Annotated in this window: 15 protein-coding genes; 8 read left to right on the top strand and 7 right to left on the bottom strand. The window is 73.5% G+C overall.

Features of this window, described 5'->3' with window-relative positions; translation table 11 throughout:
• Positions 1–16: 16 nt before the first annotated feature.
• Positions 17–988, bottom strand: coding sequence for an Lrp/AsnC family transcriptional regulator (locus OG711_RS08790; protein WP_073789908.1), 972 nt, complete (start codon positions 986–988; stop codon positions 17–19).
• A 141-nt stretch (positions 989–1,129) separates the two neighbouring features.
• Between OG711_RS08790 and OG711_RS08785 the strand changes: the two genes are divergently transcribed.
• From OG711_RS08785 to OG711_RS08755, 7 genes are read left to right on the top strand one after another with little or no spacing between them, the layout of a single operon-like run.
• The gene (locus OG711_RS08785) at positions 1,130–3,100 is read left to right on the top strand and encodes a S9 family peptidase (RefSeq protein ID WP_329558986.1); all 1,971 of its coding nucleotides are present in this window, start codon (positions 1,130–1,132) and stop codon (positions 3,098–3,100) included.
• Between the two features lie 16 nt (positions 3,101–3,116).
• Positions 3,117–5,027, top strand: a complete 1,911-nt coding sequence (locus OG711_RS08780) for an ABC transporter substrate-binding protein (protein ID WP_329558985.1) — start codon at positions 3,117–3,119, stop codon at positions 5,025–5,027.
• A 13-nt stretch (positions 5,028–5,040) separates the two neighbouring features.
• On the top strand, positions 5,041–6,006 hold the full coding sequence (locus OG711_RS08775) for an ABC transporter permease (protein ID WP_073789915.1): 966 nt from the start codon (positions 5,041–5,043) through the stop codon (positions 6,004–6,006).
• A gap of 38 nt (positions 6,007–6,044) precedes the next feature.
• A complete protein-coding gene (locus OG711_RS08770) occupies positions 6,045–7,004 on the top strand; it encodes an ABC transporter permease (RefSeq protein ID WP_073789917.1) in 960 nt (319 codons plus the stop codon).
• Positions 7,001–8,026 (top strand): ABC transporter ATP-binding protein, encoded by a 1,026-nt coding sequence (locus OG711_RS08765; RefSeq protein ID WP_329558984.1) that lies wholly within the window; start codon positions 7,001–7,003, stop codon positions 8,024–8,026. The genes OG711_RS08770 and OG711_RS08765 overlap by 4 nt, the downstream gene beginning before the upstream one ends.
• Positions 8,023–8,871, top strand: a complete 849-nt coding sequence (locus OG711_RS08760) for an ABC transporter ATP-binding protein (protein ID WP_329558983.1) — start codon at positions 8,023–8,025, stop codon at positions 8,869–8,871. Before OG711_RS08765 ends, OG711_RS08760 begins: the two co-directional genes overlap by 4 nt.
• A 29-nt stretch (positions 8,872–8,900) precedes the next feature.
• Positions 8,901–10,034 carry a WD40 repeat domain-containing protein gene (locus OG711_RS08755; RefSeq protein ID WP_329558982.1) on the top strand — a complete coding sequence of 378 codons (1,134 nt, stop codon included), beginning with the start codon at positions 8,901–8,903 and terminating at the stop codon, positions 10,032–10,034.
• 76 nt (positions 10,035–10,110) lie between these two features.
• Here OG711_RS08755 and OG711_RS08750 read toward each other — a convergent pair whose 3' ends face one another.
• From OG711_RS08750 to OG711_RS08735, 4 genes are all read right to left on the bottom strand, one after another.
• Complete coding sequence (locus OG711_RS08750; protein ID WP_329558981.1) at positions 10,111–11,316, bottom strand: cytochrome P450; 1,206 nt, start codon at positions 11,314–11,316, stop codon at positions 10,111–10,113.
• 205 nt (positions 11,317–11,521) lie between these two features.
• Positions 11,522–12,001 carry a MarR family winged helix-turn-helix transcriptional regulator gene (locus OG711_RS08745; RefSeq protein ID WP_329558980.1) on the bottom strand — a complete coding sequence of 160 codons (480 nt, stop codon included), beginning with the start codon at positions 11,999–12,001 and terminating at the stop codon, positions 11,522–11,524.
• A gap of 311 nt (positions 12,002–12,312) precedes the next feature.
• Complete coding sequence (locus tag OG711_RS08740; protein ID WP_178391061.1) at positions 12,313–12,762, bottom strand: SRPBCC family protein; 450 nt, start codon at positions 12,760–12,762, stop codon at positions 12,313–12,315.
• Positions 12,763–12,920: 158 nt separating this feature from the next.
• Positions 12,921–13,412, bottom strand: a complete 492-nt coding sequence (locus OG711_RS08735) for a hypothetical protein (protein WP_329558979.1) — start codon at positions 13,410–13,412, stop codon at positions 12,921–12,923.
• 244 nt (positions 13,413–13,656) lie between these two features.
• On the opposite strand from OG711_RS08735, the gene OG711_RS08730 reads away from it, so the two are divergent.
• Positions 13,657–14,406, top strand: a complete 750-nt coding sequence (locus tag OG711_RS08730) for a nucleotidyltransferase domain-containing protein (RefSeq protein ID WP_329558978.1) — start codon at positions 13,657–13,659, stop codon at positions 14,404–14,406.
• Positions 14,407–14,543: 137 nt separating this feature from the next.
• On the opposite strand, the gene OG711_RS08725 is transcribed toward OG711_RS08730, so the two are convergent.
• Positions 14,544–15,449 (bottom strand): serine hydrolase, encoded by a 906-nt coding sequence (locus OG711_RS08725; RefSeq protein WP_329558977.1) that lies wholly within the window; start codon positions 15,447–15,449, stop codon positions 14,544–14,546.
• Positions 15,449–16,330 (bottom strand): LysR family transcriptional regulator, encoded by an 882-nt coding sequence (locus tag OG711_RS08720; RefSeq protein ID WP_329558976.1) that lies wholly within the window; start codon positions 16,328–16,330, stop codon positions 15,449–15,451. The genes OG711_RS08725 and OG711_RS08720 overlap by 1 nt, the downstream gene beginning before the upstream one ends.
• Between the last annotated feature and the right edge of the window lie 152 nt (positions 16,331–16,482).

Here is a 16,482-nt window from a genome sequence, read left to right as displayed (position 1 = left end):
CCGGCGGCGGGGGGTCTCACTTGACCACGAATCCGCGTTTGTGGGCCCGGGTCACCAGGGTCGCCTCGCAGCCGACGAGCCCGGGGAGCCTGCCGAGGACGCCGACCTGGAAGTCGAAGAGGTCGTCCATGGCGGGCAGCACCACATGGATGTTGACCGCCTGCTTGCCGACGACCACCCCGCAGTACCGGACCGCGGGGTGCGGGGCCAGCGCGGCCGTCACCGGCTCTATCTCGGAGGGCGCCGTCTCCATCCACAGTTCCGCCTCGACCGCGTAGCCGAGCAGCGCGGACTCGATCTCGGCGCGCAGCGCCACCGCGCCGCCGCTCAGCAGGCGTTCGGTCCAGCGCCGGACCGTCGCGGGCACCACGCCGAGCCGTTCGGCGAGTTCGACCCAGCTGTAGCGGGCGTTCTCCACCAGCAGTTCGATCAGCTGGTGGTCGGTGGGCTGCAATTCGGTCCGGCCGCCCTGATCGGACACGGCGACCGCGCCGGAGGTCACCGCGGCGGTCTCCGGGGCGGTGAGCAGGTCGGCGTGCCAGGCGGTGGTGGGCTTCACATGGCGCAGCACCGGGAAGCTGCGGGTGCTGCGCACCCCGGGGATGGACGGCAGTTCTTCCGAGACCACCCGGTGCAGTGCCGCGCGTCCGTCGGCCACCAGCTCGCAGGACACGTCCGCGTCACCGGTGACCACGGCCACCCAGCGGGTGTCGCGGCGCTGGGCGAGCGCCCCGGCGACCCGGTCGGCGCTGCCCGGCTCCACCTCCACGCGCAGGTTCACCGACTGCCCCACGCCGGTGCGCAGTTCGTCCACGAAGGCGGTGAACCGCAGTGCGCCGGAGTCCAGGAGGCGCTGGACGCGGCGCGCGACCGTGCGTTCCACCTCGCCCAGTGCCTGGGCGAGTGTGCCGTAAGGCAGCCGGGCGTCGATCTGGAGGGCGGCGACGATCCGCCGGTCCAGGGAGTCGAGGGTGTCTGATTCCGTCACGAGTCAAAGAGTAGATGTCTGATTGAGTAAATCTCAAGACGTCTCTTGTCTGAATATCGATGTGCTGGCAAGCTGAGCGCCACTTACCGGACCGGACCGCACACCGGACCGCACATCGGACAACTGGGAAGGAGCGTGTCGATGTCCCTTTCCACCCCGCCGCGCGACGGGATCGCTCCCGGGGACCTGGCCGGACAGACGGCGATCGGCGCTCTCACGGTCCACCCGGCCGCCGGTGGCGGACTGGTCGTGTTCACCCTGCGCACGGTCGTCGCCGGACGGGACCGGATCGGCCTGTGGGCGGTGCCCCACGCGGGTGGGCCCGCCCGGCAGCTCACCGACGGCGCCTGGTGCGACACCTCACCGCGCTTCTCGCCCGACGGACGCCACCTCGCGTTCCTGCGCGACGGCCGTCCCCACGTCCTGGAGCTGCCGGGCACCGCACCCCGGCCGCTGCCCGCCTTCCCCCGCGGGGTCCGCGACCTCGACTGGGGTCCGGACAGCCGCTGGCTGGCCGTCCTCGCCGAGGACGGGCACGCGCCCGAGGAGCATGACGCGCAGTCCACCGCGGGGGACCCCGGCCCCGACGCGGAACCGACCTGCCGGGTCCTGGAACGGGCGGGCTGGCGGCTGGACGGCGAGGGGCTGCTGCTGCACCCCCGCCATGTCCACCGGGTGGACCTCGACGGCACGGTACGGCGGCTCACCGAAGGCCCCCGCTCCGTGGCCCGCCCCCGGGTCGGCCCCGACGGCACGGTGTACGTCCTCGCCGACCCCGGACCGGACGCGGACCTCGCACCCCGTCCGCAGGTCCACGCCGTGACACCCGGGGGAACACAAGCGGTCGGCGCGCTCGACGGCGGGGTGATCCGCCACCATGTCCGCCCGGACGGCACCCTCACCCTGATCGGCCGCGCCGTGCGCGATCCCCGGGACCAGGACCCGCCCCAGGCGTTCCACCTCGACCCGGCCACCGGCGCTCTCACCCCCCTGCTCCCCGGGCACACGGACCGCTGGGTCGGCGCGCTGGGCGGCGAGAGCGATCTGCACGACTGGTGGACCGAACCCGAGGACACGGCCGAGGTCACCGCCGTCGTCGAGGAGGGCGGCGTCCGCCCCTACGACCTGGTCACCGGCGGTCCGCTCGCCGGACCGGGCAGCGTGGTCGCCTCGCTGGCCCGCCACGGAGGGCTCACCGCCGCCGTCCTGGTGCCGCCCGGTGCCGTCGCCGCCCCCGAGGTGTACGCGCTGGACGGCGACGGGAGCACCCGGCGGCTCACCACCGCCGGCTCCGGCTGGCTGGACGGCCGGCGACTGCCCACCGTGGAGACCGTCGAGGCCCCCGGCCCCGCCGGACCGGTCACCGTCCATCTGCTGCACCCGCCCGGCGCCGACGCCGCCGCGCCCCTGCCGACCGTGATCTCCCTGCACGGCGGACCCACCGGCCAGTGGGGAACCCTGCCGAACATCGAGGCCCTGCTGCTGGCCTCGGCCGGATACCGGGTCGCCCTGCCCAACCCCCGCGGCTCGACCGACCGGGGCAGCGCCTGGGTCGCCGGACTGCACGGTGCGTGGGGCCGCGCCGACGCCGAGGACGTGCACGCCGTCGCCGACCACCTCGTCGCCACCGGCCGCTCCGTCCCCGGCCGCCTCGGGATCTGCGGACTCTCCTACGGCGGCTTCCTCACCCACTGGATGATCGCCACCAGCGACCGCTTCACCGCGGCCGTCGCCGAGAACGGCGTCAGCAACCAGGTGTCCGCCTGGGCCAACTGCGACATCGGCCCCGGCTACGGCACCGCCTCCGGCATGGGCGACCCGCTCACCGCCGACGGCGCCGACCGGCTCTGGGAGGCGTCCCCCCTGCGGCTCGCCGACCGTATCCGCACCCCGCTGCTGATGCTCCAGGCCGAGGACGACCTGCGCTGCCCCGCCGCCGACAACGAACAGCTCTTCCTGGCCCTGCGCACCCTGCGCCGGACCGTGCGGTACGTGCTCTACCCCGGGTCCGGCCACCTCTACCAGGGCACCGGACGGTTCGACCGGCGTCTCGACCGCCACCGGCGGCTCCTGGACTGGTTCCGCGACCACCTCCCGCTCGACGCTCCGTAGAAAGGCCCGCGCCACCATGCCCAGCAGCACCAGAACCGGCCCCGGACGGGCACTGTCCCGCACCGGGGCACTCGTCGCGGCACTCCTGCTCGCCCTCACCGGGGCCACCGCGGCCCCCGCGGCCACCCCCGCCCCCGCGACGGACACCGGGTCCGCCGGACAGCGGGCCCCCGCACCGGACGGCGACTACCGCATCGGCCACTCCCAGCCGATCGACAGCGTCAACCCCTTCGGCCAGCAGAACTCGCTCGCCAACTCCGTCAGCCAGCTCGGCTACGATCTGCTGCTCAACTACCGCACCGCCGACGGCCGCCCCGACCTCGACAACTCCCTCGCCGAGTCGTACCGCACCTCACCCGACGGCCGCACCTGGACCTTCCGGCTGCGCCCCGGCATCACCTGGTCCGACGGCAGGCCACTGACGAGCGCCGATGTGAAGTGGACCTTCGACACCGTCCGCGCCAACGAGACCAACGTCCTGCGCGGCTACGTCGTGAACATCAAGAAGGTCACCGCACCGGACCCGCTCACCGTCGTGTTCTCGCTCTCCGCACCCGACGCCCGGCTGGAATCGGCCTTCGTCCCCGTCCTGCCCGCGCACGTCTTCGCGAAATACCCCGTCGAGTCGATCGACAAGATACGGATGCCGCTGCCCGCGGTCACCACCGCCCCGTTCCGGATCACCGCGTACAAGAAGGGCGGCACCACCGTCCTCACCGCCAACCCCGCCTTCCGCGGGGAACGGCCCGCCATGCGCAGGGTGCTGCTCGTCCACTACCAGGCCGGTGAGGCCGCGCTGCGGGACATCAGACTCGGCAGCCTGGACATGGTCGCCGACGGCGACAGCAGCTGGGTCGCCAAGCTCAAGAAGGACCGCGACATCACCGTCTGGAGCTCCCCGGCCCCCGGCTACTCCGAGATCGCGTTCAACTCCTGCCCGCCCGGCGGCGCCGGGGACTGCGCCGGACCCGCGAAGAACGTCCGCACCGCCGTCGTCCAGGACCCCGCCGTCCGCCGCGCCCTCGCCTGGGGCATCGACCGCGACAACCTCTCCCGGACCATCTACGCCGGACAGAACCTCCCCGCCGACGGACTGATCTCGCCCTACTACTCCGCCTACTACAAGGGCTTCGCGAAGGACCCGGAGATCGGCTACCGCCACGACCCCGCCAGGGCCCGCGCCCTCCTCAAGGACGGCGGCTGGGACTGCGCCACCACCCCCTGCGTCAAGGACGGCACCAAGGCCGAGTTCGAGATGATGGTCCGCGCCACCTCCACCCAGGACCAGAACGCCGTCCGCCGTATCCGCGCCTGGGCCGCGGAGATCGGCATCACCATCGACATGTCCGTGGTCACCGAGGACGCCCTCAACAACGCCATCTACAACCCGAGCAGCGTCAAGGGCCGCACCGCCCCCAGCTTCGACGCCTTCTACTGGGCCTGGAGCGGCGACGTCGGCACCCCCGACCTCAATCTGGAGGTACTGCGCACCGGCAGCTCGTGGGCCGATGTGTACTACTCCGATCCCGGCTACGACAAGGCCACCCTGGACGCCGTGCGCTCCCGCGAGATGCCCGGACGGGTCGCCGCCATGCACCGCGCGGAACGCATCGCCCTGACCGAACTGCCCTACATCCCCACCGTGTTCTCCGCGTACATCGTCCTCACCCGCAACGACACCTGGCACGGCCACCAGCCGTCGCCCAGCACCGGCAAGGGCTCACCCTTCGGCACCAACTGGTCCCAGCTCACCGCCCTGCGCGCGGGCCCCAGGCCCGGCACCACGGCCGCCGCGGCCGACACCGGCAGCGGCGTGCCCGCCCCCGCCTGGCTGGCGCTCGCCCTGCTCACCGCCTGCGGCGGCTACGCGCTGGGCCGCCGGCGGGGCGCCCGTCCCGCCGAGATCCGCGACTGGACCGACGAGTGAGGGGGACACACGGATGCTGACACCACGCCGTCTCGCCGGCCGGCTGCTGACCGCGCTCGGGACCCTCGCCTTCGTCCTCGTGCTCAACTTCGTGATCTTCCGGGCCATGGGCGACCCCAAGCACGACCTGGCCCGCAACCCCAGTCTCACCGAGGCCGCCCAGGAAGCACTGATCCGGCAGCGCGGACTCGACCAGAGCACCTGGGTCCAGTTCGTCCGCTATCTCAAGGACACCCTCGGCGGTGACCTCGGCACCTCCTTCATCACCAACCGCCCCGTCACCGAGGAACTGCTCACCGCGCTGCCCAACACCCTGCTCGTGGTGGGGGTCGCCACCGTCCTCGCCTCGCTGCTCGGCCCCTGGATCGGACTGCTCGCCGCCTGGAAACGCGGCCGTGCCCGCGACACGCTCCTCACCCAGGGCTCCGTCGTCCTCTACTCCATGCCGAGCTTCTGGCTCGGGATGGTGCTCATCGCGGTCTTCGCCCAGTGGTGGCAACTGCTGCCCACCGGCCTGGCGTCGACCCCCGGCTCCACCGCCACCGGCCTCGCGCACGCCGCGGACGTCGCCCGGCACGCCGTCCTGCCCGTGGCGACCCTGACCCTCGGCCTCCTCGCCCAGTACGCCGTCAACATGCGCAGCGCCGTCGTGGACACCCTGCGGGAGGACTACGTCCTGACCGCCCGCGCCATCGGCCTCACCCCCCGCGCCGTACGCCGCCGCCATGTCGTCCGCAACGCGATGCTGCCCGTCGTCACCGTGATCGGCCTCAACCTCGGCTTCGTCCTCGGCGGGGCCATCACCGTCGAGGCACTGTTCTCCTGGCCCGGCATCGGACAGCTGACCATGGAGGCCATCCACGGCAAGGACTACCCCATGCTCCAGGGGCTGTTCCTGCTCTCGTCCGTCCTGGTGATCGCGATGAACCTGGCCATCGATCTGCTCTACGGGCGGCTCGACCCCCGGATCGGGGACTGACGCCCATGAACGGGACGACACCCACGGGAGAGACGACCATGGAACCCTCACTGACGACGAACGAGGAGCACCGCGCCACCGCCCGGCGCCTCCTCGGCCACGGTGACCGGGGCCGCCGCGCCCGCGCCGCCACCGCCGTACGGGCCGTCCTGCGCGACGGCCGCGGCGCGGTGGGCGCCGCACTGCTCGCCGTGTTCACCCTGGTCGCCGCCACCGCTCCCTGGCTGGCACCACAGGACCCCCGGGCCGCCGCCTCCTTCTCCGCGGACATCATGGCCGGACCCTCCGCCGGCCACTGGCTCGGCACCGACGAGAACGGGCGCGACCTGCTCTCCCAACTGATACTCGGCACCCAGGACACCATGCTCGTCGGCTTCACCGCGGCCCTCGTGTCCTCCGTCATCGGCACCGCCGTCGGTGTCGCCGCCGGATACTTCGGCGGCTGGGTCGACCGGGCCCTCGGCGTCCTCAACGACTGGTTCCTCGTACTGCCGATGATCCCGGTCACCGTGCTCGCCGCGAGCCTCCTCGGCAACCGCGCCGCGGACCTCCCGCTCGGCCGCACCAGCGTGCTCATCCTCGTCATCGGCCTCTTCGGCTGGGCGGGCACCTCCCGCATCGTCCGCGCCGAGGTCATGTCCCTCAAACGCCGTGCCTTCGTGGAACGCTCCGTCGTGCTCGGCGCCGGACGCGCCCGGGTGATCCGCACCCAGATCCTGCCCAATGTGATGCCGCTCGTCCTCGCCAACGCCGTCGTGTACGTCGCGCTCGCGGTGCTCACCGAGTCCACCCTGTCCTTCCTCGGCCTCGGGGACCCCGACCGCTTCTCCTGGGGCGGCATGCTCCAGTCCGCCCAGGACTCCGGGGCGATGGGCAGCGGGGCCTGGGGCTACTTCCTCGCCCCCGGACTCGGCATCACCCTGGTCGTCCTCGGGTTCTCCCTGCTCGGCCACGCCATCGAGAGCCGCGTTGACCCCCGCCTCAGAGAGCACCGATGAACACCGTCCCCACGACCCTCCGCCCCCCGCTGCTCACCGTGCGGGGCCTGACCGTCGCCCGCAAGGACCTGCCCACCGCCCGGATCGTGGACGGCGTCGACCTCGATCTGCGCCGCGGCGAGGCCCTCGGCCTCGCGGGCGAGTCCGGCTGCGGCAAGACCACCACCGCGCTCGCCCTCCTCGGTCTGCTCCCCGACGCCCTGGTCCGCACCGCGGGCGAACTCCTGCTCGACACCGAGCACGGACCGCGCCCCCTGCACGCCCTGTCCCCGCGCGGGATGCGGGCGGTGCGCTGGCGGCGCGTCTCCATGGTGTTCCAGGGCGCGATGAACGCCCTCGACCCCGTCATGCGCGTCGGCGACCAGATACGCGAGGCCATCCGGCTGCACCGCCCGGAACTCGACCGCGCCGCCGCCGACGCCCGCGTCCACGAGCTCTTCGACCAGGTCCGGCTCGACCCGGCCCGGGTCCGCTCCTACCCGCACGAGTTCTCCGGCGGACAGCGCCAGCGACTGATGATCGCCCTCGCCCTGGCCTGCGGACCCGACCTGATCATCGGCGACGAACCGACCACCGCCCTGGACGTCATCACCCAGCGCCGCATCCTCGACCTGCTCGACGAACTCCGCCGGGAATTGGACCTGTCCGTCCTGCTGATCACCCACGACCTGTCCGTCCTCGCCGAGACCTGCGACCGCGTCGCCGTCATGTACGCCGGACGCGTCGTCGAGGCCGGGGACGTGGACCAGGTCTACGGCTCCCCCCAGCACCCCTACACCCAGCGGCTGCTCGCGTCGTTCCCCGCCGTCGGCGGCCCCCGCGAACTCCCCCCGCCGATCCCCGGCGCCCCGCCCGACCCCGCCGCCCCCGAACCGGGCTGCGCCTTCGCCCCGCGCTGCCACGCGGCAATGGACCGCTGCCGCGCCGACGCCCCGACGGCCCGCGCCCACCCCCATGAGTCCCACACCGCGCGCTGCCACCTCCTGCCGTGGCCCGCCCCGGCCCCGGAGGCCGCACGATGAGCGACCAGCCCCTCTTCGCCGTCGAGGATCTCGGCGTCACCTTTCCCGCCCGCACCCGGGGCGCCGCCCCCGTCACCGCGCTCAGCGGCGTCGACCTGACCTGGGACGAGGGTGAGGTGCTGGGCCTGGTCGGGGCCTCCGGCAGCGGCAAGTCCACCCTCGGCCGGACCTTGACGGGCCTTCAGCGGCCCAGCCACGGCACGGTCCGGTTCCGCGGCCGGCCCCTGGACGGAACACCCGACCGCGCCTTCCGGCGCAGCGTCCAGATGATCTTCCAGGACCCCTATCAGTCCCTCAACCCCCGCCGGACGGTCGGTGCGCAGGTACTGGAAGGGCTGGAGATCCAGGGCATCGGCACCCCCGGCGAGGACCGTACCGCCCGCGCGGTCGCGGCCATGGAACGCTGCGGGCTGGCCCCCGCCGAACGCTACTGGCACCGCTACCCCCATGAGCTGTCCGGCGGTCAGCGCCAGCGTGTGGTGATCGCCGCCGCCGTCGCGCTGGGTCCCGAGGCGCTGATCTGCGACGAACCGGTGTCCGCCCTCGATGTCTCGGTCCGCTCCCAGGTGCTCGGACTGCTCGACGCGCTGCGCCGGCAGGAGGGCATCGGGCTGCTGTTCATCACCCATGACGTGGGCCTCGCCTGGGCCCTGTGCGACCGGGTGGCAGTCCTCCACCAGGGCCGCGTCGTCGAGTACGGCGACACCGCCGACGTCCTCGGCGCTCCCCGCCACCCGTACACCCGTGAACTCCTCGCCGCCGTCCCGAAGCCCCCCGCGCCCCGGCCGGTACCCGCCGTCACGGTTGGTTGGTTGCCCAATGCGCCTACAGGGCAGGACACTTGACGCCGCATCAGTGCGCGACGACGAGAATCATGGGGGCTACCGCAGTGGTGAACGAGAATCTGCTGAACGGGCTGCACCGGCTGCTGTTCCGCGTACTGCGCGTCCGTCTGCTGTGGCTGATCGTTCTCGTGCTCGCCCTGTTCGGCGTGCTCGACGTCGTCCAGGCGCTCATCACCGCCGGGGTGATCATGGTCGTCCTCGTCGTCGCCCGGCTGTCCCTGCTCAGGGCGGTCGCCCCACGCGTCACCGCGCTCTCCCCGGTGCGCACCGGTGGTCGCACGCTGCTGGCCGCCGCCGGACCCCGGCGGCGGATACGGATCACCGACCCGGCCACCGGCTCAGCCGCCGCCGCGCTCAAGGGCCACCGGGACTGGGTGACGGCGCTGTGCGAGGTGGACACCGGGGACCGCGTCCTGCTCGCCTCCGCGGCGAAGGACCGCACGGTACGGCTCTGGGACCCGGACGCCGCCGCGCAGGTCGCCGTCCTCACGGGCGCGGGTATCGGGCCGTCGTCCGTGTGCCAGGTGCGCGCGCCCGGCGGGGTCCTCGTCGCCTCGGGCGCGCAGGACGGCAAACTGCGGCTGTGGCGACCCGAATCCGGTGCGCCGGTCCATGTCCTGGCCCCGGAGGCCGGTGAGGTCATGGCCGTCTGCGGGGTGCCCGTCAAGGGCGGGCACGGGGAACTCCTCGCCTCCGGCCACACCGACGGGACCGTGCGGCTGTGGGACCCCACCACCGGCGAGCCGGTCCGCACGCTCACCGGTCACGTCGGCGGCTGGCCCAACGCGCTGTGCGTGGTGCCCGGACCGAAGCGCGTCCTGCTCGCGTCGGCCGGGACCGACGAGCGGGTACGACTGTGGAACCCCGCGACCGGGAACCAACTCCGCGCGATGAAGGACGACTTCGGATGGCTCCACGCGCTGTCCCCGGTCACGTACGGGGGCCGGACCCTGCTCGCGTCCGGGGGCGACGGGCCGGGCGTCAAGCTCTGGGACCCGGCCGACGGCAGCCTGGTGGACACCGTCGGCGGCGCCGCCTTCATCTTCGGCCCCTACGGCTGCGGCTGGGTCCGCGCGCTGTGCCAGGTCGAGGTGGCCGGTGAACCCCGGCTCGTCACCGGCGGCTACGACAAGCGGATAGGCGACTGGCCCCTCACGGCGTGACGACGGCGGTCGTGCCCGTCGTCGTCACGCCGTGGGCGGCCGGTCGGCCACGAGGTGACGGGCGCCCGCCGGGGCTTCACCAGGTGACGGGCAGGGCCAGGGGGTAGCGCCAGATCGACGTCCTGTTCCACTCCACCTCCCCGGCGGGCCGCGCCAGGGTCAGCCTGGGGAACCGCCTCAGCAGCGTCCCGATCGCGATCGCGATCTCGGCCTGTGCCAGCGGCGCCCCGAGACAGTGGTGCGCGCCCCAGCCGAAGGTCATGTGCGAGGGCCCGGCGCGGCCCGTGTCCAGCTCGTCGGGCCGCTCGAACTTACGGGCGTCCCGGTTGGCCGTCAGGTACGACACATGCACGATGTCGCCCGCCCGGATCGTCACCCCGCTCAGCTCCACGTCCTCGGTGGCCACCCGGGGGATGCCGACCCCCTTGCGGAACGGGATGAGGCGCAGGAGTTCGTCGAGGGTCCGGCGCAGCTCCCCGGGCCGCTCCCGCAGCGCGGCGGCCAGCGCGGGCCGGGTCAGCAGGGTGAACGAGATGTTCCCCAGCTGGTACATCGTGGTGTCCTGCCCGGTGATCAGCAGGACCATCGCCATCACGGCCAGCTCGTCGTCGTCCAGGAGCTCGTCGCCGTCCCGGGCCGCGGCCAGCACACTGATCAGGTCGTCGCCGGGGTCCGCACGGCGCTGCGCCGTCAACTCCGTGAAGTAGGCGCGCAGTTCCGCCTTGGCCCGGACGGCGGCGGCCCGGTTGTCGAAGCCGACGTCCATCATGGTGCGCGCGTGGGCCCGCAGTCCGGCCTGGTCGGCGGCGGGGATCTCCAGGATGTCGCAGATGGTGAGGAGCGGGAGCGGCCCGGTCAGCCGCTCCACCAGGTCCGCCGCCGCGGGCCGCCGCTCCATCCCGTCCAGCAGCTCGTCCACGGCGCTCTGGATACGGGGCCGCATCCGGGCGATCTGCCGCGGGGCGAACCCCTTGGCCACCAGCCGCCGCAACCGGCTGCTGACCGGTGGGTCCATCACATTGATCGCCTCGGCCTGGACGATCGGCTCCGGCGTCATCCGGGGGAAGTCACGGCCGATCACGGCACTGCGGCTGAACCGCCGGTCGGTGGTCACCGTCCGCACGTCGTCGTACCCGGTGACCAGCCAGGCCTCCTCCTCGCCGTAGGGCAGCCGGACCCGGGCGACGGGTTCCTCGTCCAGGAACCGCTGGAGCGTCGGGTCGAACTCCAGGGCCTCGGCGTGGTCGAAGGGGCAGTGCTGTGCGCTGGAACGGGTGTGCATGAAGGGGATCTCCGGGGGTCGGTTCACATGCCGCGGCGGCGGGGCGGCGCCCTGGCCGGGAACCAGAGCGGTACCCGGCCCGCCGGCCGCGCACACAGGATCGCCGCTCCTCCCCGGAGATTCATCCTCGCCGCTCGAACGGGCGCGCCCACCCGTCCGCCGCCCGCGTCCCGCGCTCCCGCGCGCGTCGGTGGATCGGCCCAGCTCAGTGCCGTTGTGGCGGCTGCTCGGGCAGCAACTCCTTGATGGCGTCGGCCGCCTTCTGGCACATCCGTGCGAACGCCTCCCGCTCGTCGGGGTCCAGTACCGACATCGCCGCCCGCGCGTTCTCCCGGCGACCGCGCGCGTTGCGGGCGAGGAAGACATGACCGGCCCGGGTCAGGGACGTCGTCTGCTCACGTCTGTCCTCGCCGAGCGCCGCCTGTACGACCAGCCCCAGATCCTTCACCACCCGCAGCGACTTGGAGACGGTCTGCCGGGACACCCCGAGCGACCCGCTGAGCAGTGAGGGGGTCATGGGGCCGCGGACGCGCAGGATCTCCAGCACGTCGTACTGCTGCCAGTTGATCGGCTCCGGGCCGCTGCCGGCACGCCGGGCGACCAGGACGCACTGGAGCGAGGACAGCGCGTCCTCCAGACTCGGGGCACCCCGCGCCGGGGGCGGTACGGTCTCGGGTCCGGTCACCGCGGCACTCCACTTCCGCGGGGTGCCCGGCCGCCGCACCCCCGCCTTCAATTCACTGAGGAACGCACTTTACCGCAGGCTGTTCCGATTTCGGCCAACGCCCGGCCGGTCGAACCGCATTCGGTGATTACCTCAAGGCGATTTCTTTTGGGAAATCTTATCGGCGGAGCGGGTGACGGCCCGGGGAGTGCTACGGCCGCCCCGCCCGGGCGCGGATCGCTTCCTGGCGGCGACCCATGACCCGTGACCGGCGGCCGTTCGGTGACCGGTCACCCGGGGCGCGCGACGGGTGAAGGGCGGCCGGTGACCGGCTACCCGGCGTCGGCCTCCGCGACATCGGCGAGCCGCCGCATCGCGTCCGGTACGCCCGCCGTGAGCAGCGCTCCGAGCTCCGCACCCGCTGACGGGCCCGCGATCTGCACCCCGTGCGTGATCCGTACCCGCCCGCCGGTCTCCGCGCGCAGCCGGTGTGTGAAGCCGATGACCGTCCCGTCCGGCATCCCGGTCTCGGTACGGAAGTCCGTGGGCGGCTGCACCTCGGTGACCGCGAGGGGTGCCGGGGGCAGGTCGTGCAGATGCAGGAAGCCGCTCGCCCCGGCGCCGAAGGGCCGGTCCAGCGTCAGTTCCTTGATCTCCGGGTCCCACTCCGGCCAGCGGGCCGGGTCCTCGTAGTAGGCCCAAATGGCTTCCGCCGCCGCACTGGTGGTGATGCTGTGCTCATAATTCCACATGGCGTCCTCACGATCGAATGGTTTCTGCAAGGAAACCATATTTCGCGTGGTGGCCGTCATGGAATGCGGAATTCGGACGACTGTCCCGGGCACGGCGAATTCGCGCGTACGCGTATGCCGCCATGCGTGGGGTTGCCCGTGCGTGGCGATGTTCCCGTGCACGGGGTGTTCCGCGTACGCGCCCCCGCTCAGCTCGCGTTGAGGACGGCGAATCCCGACTCGCCCCGCTCGAACCGCGCGAACAGCTCCGGGAGGGACGCCGGTCCCGGGTGATCGATGAGCAGCACCCCTTGCTTCTCGCCGTCCGGACCGGACGGCACGAAATCCGTCACCAGTTCACGGCGCAGCAAGGTGACCCGGTCCGCGTCGTCCGCGTCCGGGGGGAGTCCGGCCGCCGGGCCGCCGGGACCACGGCCACCGGCCGGATCGTCCGCGAGCACCTCACGGGACGCCGTGATCCTGACCGCGAGCCGGTCACCGACGCGTTCGTAGCGGGCCGCGAGGTCGAACGGCAGCAGATAGAACACCCCCTCCTCGCCCTCGTGCCCCCGGTCCAGCAGCGCCAGGGCCGTCAGTTCGCCGAGGTCCTGGGAGTCGTGGTCCAGGGCGAGCAGCACCCCGGTGTCGTCCGGGCCGAAGGGCGGAACCGCGGTGATCCACATACGCGCCGAGTCGTCCATGACCGGGAGTCTAGGTGGTGCGAGGCACGGCGGAACCGGCCCCCGCGGGCGCCGCGGAACCGACCACCCCGCGGGCGCCGCGCGAAGGCCGCCGGTCCATCGTCGCGGGGGCGGGTAGGGTGCCCGACATGAAGCGATGACCCCGGCACACCGGTCCGTGCGACGCCGTCCGAGCCCTACCGCTCCGGCGTCCCGCCCCCGTGCCCGCGCGCCCTTCGCCCACCGCGCCCGATCGGAATCCCCTATGACCGACGCACTCTTCCTCGACGACATCGCCGACCGCCTCGCCGCACTGACCGCCGTGCACGCCGTCGCCCTCGGCGGCTCCCGCGCCCAGGGAACCCACACCGCCGGCAGCGACTGGGACCTCGCCGTCTACTACCGGGGCCGCTTCGACCCGGCCGAACTGCGCGCCGTCGGCTGGGACGGCGAGGTCTGCGGGATCGGCGACTGGGGCGGCGGAGTCTTCAACGGCGGTGCCTGGCTCACGATCGACGGCCGCCAGGTCGACGTCCACTACCGGGACCTCGACTCCGTCGAGCACGAACTCGCCGAGGCCCGCCAGGGCCGCTTCCACTGGGAACCGCTGATGTTCCACCTCGCGGGCATCCCCAGCTATCTGGTCGTCGCCGAACTCGCCGTGAACCAGGTCCTGCGGGGCACCCTGCCCCGGCCCGGCTACCCGGCGGCGCTCCGGGAGGCGGCCCCACCGGTATGGCGGGACCGGGCGGCCGGCACGCTCGGGTACGCGCGCGGCGCCCATGTCCCCCACGGCCGGGCCACCGAGGTCGCGGGCGCCCTGGCCACCGCCGCCGCCCAGACGGCACACGCGGTGCTGGCGGCCCGCGGCGAGTGGGTGACCAACGAGAAGCGGCTGCTGGAACGGGCGGGCCTGCGGGGCGTCGACCCGCTGGTGGCCGCGCTGCGCCCGGAACCCGGCGCCCTCGCCCGGGTCCTGGACGACGCGGAGGCGCTGTTCGACGCCGCGCGCTGAACGGCGGGACGCGGTGAACGGGCGGGGTGCGGTGGGGGTGTGCCGAACGGCGGGGCGTGGTGAACGGCACCGCCCGGTCGACGGCACCCGTAGCCGCACCCCGCCCGTACCCGTACCCGTACCTCTAGCGTGGCCGCTCAGAGCTGGCGGAGGTGGTCGCGCAGGGTGCGGGCGACGTGTGCCATGAGCGCGTCCGCGCCCGGCTGGGTGGCGGCCGGGACCAGTGACTCGGTGAGGGCGGCCACGGCGAACGCCTGACCGTCCGCGTGCTCGACGACACCGATCTCATGACGGAGGTTGAGCAGCGTCCCCGTCTTCGACGACCAGGTGGCCGCGTCGGAGTCGAAGTCCGGGGCGAGCCGGTGCCGGAGCACGTTGTGCGCCATCAGCCCGCGCACCCGTTCGGCCACCTCCGGGTGGACCGGCGACGGTGTCCACAGGGCCTGGAGCAGCCCGACCCAGCTGCGGGCGGTACCGGTGCTGGCGCGGGTGGTGTCGAGCTGCGGGACCCGGTGGCCGCGTCCGCCGGTGCCCGAGTCGATGGCGAGGGCGTGCGCGAGATGCGCCCCGTCGGCGTCGAAGCGTTCCACGGGGGTGTCGGACAGCTCGCTCACGCTGTGCCGGACGGTGATGCCGTCCACCCCGCACTCCTGGAGCAGGGCGGTGACCCGGGCGGGCGGGGTCAGCCCGAACAGGGCGTCCGCGGCCGACCCGTCGCTCACACAGGTGCTCAGGTACAGCAGATCGTCGATCGCGATCCGCGCGGGATGACGGAAGCGGCTCAGGCCGGTGGGGCCGGGCGTGGTGATCCGGCCGGGCGGCACATCGAGCGCCGTCGCCCCGTCGAGCTCGCCGCGCCGGACGCGTTCCGCCGTCGCCAGCGCGAGCGGGACCTTGACCAGGGAGGCGGCGGGCAGCGCGACATCCGGCTCGATGCCCACCTCCTCGCCGGAGCGCAGATCCCGGACGAGCAGACAGCCGCGCAGTCCACCGTCCCGCAGTTGCCGCCGTATGTCGGCCAGCATGGCCTCGGTGCCCGTCATCACGCCGTCCCTTCCGGTACGCCGAGACAGCGGGCGATGGCGCCGTCCAGCCGGGCCTCGATCCGCTCGGGCCGGCCGTCCGCCGCCGCGGCCAGCGCGAACCCCCGGCTGACGGTGATCCCGCCGAGGGGCCGCCACCGAAGGGCGAGTTCCCCGGCCTGCGCGGGGGAGCACAGCAGCAGGTCGCCACCGCAGAGCACCTCGGCCGCGGCGGTCGTCAGATCCGGCGCGGTGACGAGCTGCGCGGGCCGCAGCCCGACCGCGTCCCGCAGCCGGGCCAGCGGATCACGGATGTGCGGTACGTCGTCCTCCGGCTGGACCCAGATCCGCCGGGCCGGACCCGGGGACGCCCGGCCGACCCGCAGTGTCTCCAGATGGACGCGGTTGACCCCCGGGTCCAGGGCACCGGCGAGCCCGAGCGGCACGGACCAGGTCGCCTCGTCCGAGGGCACCGCGAGCAGCGCGGCCCGCACCTGCTGGGCGTGGAACAGCTCCCTGCGCCGGGCCGGACCGGCCGCCCGCGGATCGAGGGTCACCCCGTGGCCGCGCGCCTCGGCGACGAGCCGGGCCAGACCGGCCGTGGAGCAGATCCCCGGCACCGCGAGCCGCCACGGCCGGCGCCGGGCGGCCTCCGCCTCGTGCAGCAGCACCTCGGCCGCCCGCACCAACTGCCGGGCCACCGGCAGCATGTCGCGGCCGAACGGGGTCAGCACCGCCCCCCGCGAGGCGCGTTCGAACAGCTGCTCACCGAAGTGCTCCTCCAGGGCCGCGACCCGGCGGCTGGCCACCGACTGGGACATCCGGGACGCGGCCGCCCCGACGGTGAACCCGCCGTGATCGCTGACACTGACGAACGCGCGGCACGCTCCCACCAGATCCACGGTCCGCACTCTATGCCGGATCGGCATGGAACCGCGCGGAAGCGTATTGGACCGCATGGACCGCCGGGGGTGAGGGTGGTCCCGCGTCCCGTGACCACCCACCGGGACGGGGCCGTCCGGCGCCCCGTCCCCCCTGCGCCCCTGCCCGGGGC

The sequence above is a fragment of the Streptomyces uncialis genome, assembly GCF_036250755.1.
Lineage (GTDB): Bacteria > Actinomycetota > Actinomycetes > Streptomycetales > Streptomycetaceae > Streptomyces > Streptomyces uncialis.
This window is presented reverse-complemented; position numbering and strand designations above follow the sequence as displayed.